Raw genomic sequence first — 1,309 nt, forward strand, 5'->3', positions numbered from 1 at the left:
GCGCCGACAAGGTGGACACCAAGGACCTCCGCAAGTCCGTCGAGTCGGCCAAGAAGAAGGCCCGGAAGGACGCCCGCAAGAAGGTCACCACCGCCAAGAAGACGAGTGACCGCGCCCGGAGCAAGGCCGCGGCCGCCATCCGGCCCTGACGATCCGCTCCCCCGGTGCCCGCGCACCGGAAGTCGACGACCCCGCCCCCACGGGCGGGGTCGTCGGCGTCGGTGGGCCCTGCGCGAGACCCGGTAGCCTGGTTGTCCTGCACTGCGCGGTACACCCACCCGATGCGCAGTCCCCACCCGAGAGGAGCGCGCATGACGGGATACGACGCCGTCGACGAGGAACAGCGCCACCTCGGCCGTCTCCTCGATCGTCTCGAGGAACTCCGGGCCGACACCCGGGCCCGCCTCGACGCCGTCCTCCGGGGCACGGGGGGAACTCCTCAGGCGCGATCGGAGCGGGAGTCGTTCGCGCGGCTCTATTCGTCTGAGTTGGCGGCGTTCAACGCCGCCAACCTGGGCCTGTACTTCGGTCGGCTGGACATGGAGGACGGAGAGGTCCGGAGGATCGGGCGCGTGGGACTGAGGGACGACGACGAGGACCTCACCCCGCTCCTGCTGGACTGGCGCGCGGACCACAGCCGCCCGTTCTATCTGGCCACCACCGCCCGCCCCGAGGGCGCACACCGTCGTCGTCATCTCCGCACGATCGGCAGGAGGGTCATCGGGGTCCACGACGAGTACCTCACCGCACCGGTCGACGGTGAGGTGCCGGAGGACCACGACGACGTCGTGGGGGAATCCGCCCTGCTCGAAGCCCTGGACAGCGCGCGCTCCGCTCACATGACGGACATCGTCGCGACCATCCAACGCGAGCAGGACGAGATCATCCGCAACCCCCACGCCGGTGTCCTGGTGGTCCAGGGCGGGCCGGGGACGGGGAAGACCGCCGTGGCCCTTCACCGTGCGGCCTATCTGCTCTACACGCACCGCCGGAGGCTCGACCGCAGCGGAGTGCTCATCGTGGGGCCCAACGCGCGGTTCCTCGACTACATCGCACGCGTCCTGCCGTCGCTCGGCGAGTCGGGAGTCGTCCTGCGCACACTCGCCGACCTCTACCCCGGGGTCCGTGCCACCGGTTCGGAGACTCTCCGCGGCGAGGAGGTCAAGGGCTCGGCGGACATGGTCGACATCCTCAAGGCCGCCGTCCGCGCCCGCCAGTTCGCCCCGGGGGCGGACGTGGTGGTGCGGTGCGAGGGACACGACCTCGTCCTCACGCCCGCGGTGGTCCGCGCCGCCCGCGGCCGGGCCCG

Annotated in this window: 1 protein-coding gene; it reads left to right on the top strand. The window is 71.5% G+C overall.

Annotated elements, in window-relative coordinates; genetic code table 11:
* Positions 1-311 precede the first annotated feature (311 nt).
* On the top strand, positions 312-1,309 hold a 998-nt coding region (locus G6021_RS08325; RefSeq protein WP_182641045.1), incomplete at its 3' end, for a UvrD-helicase domain-containing protein.

It is taken from the genome of Dietzia sp. CW19 (genome assembly GCF_014145265.1).
GTDB classification, from domain to species: Bacteria; Actinomycetota; Actinomycetes; order Mycobacteriales; family Mycobacteriaceae; genus Dietzia; species Dietzia natronolimnaea.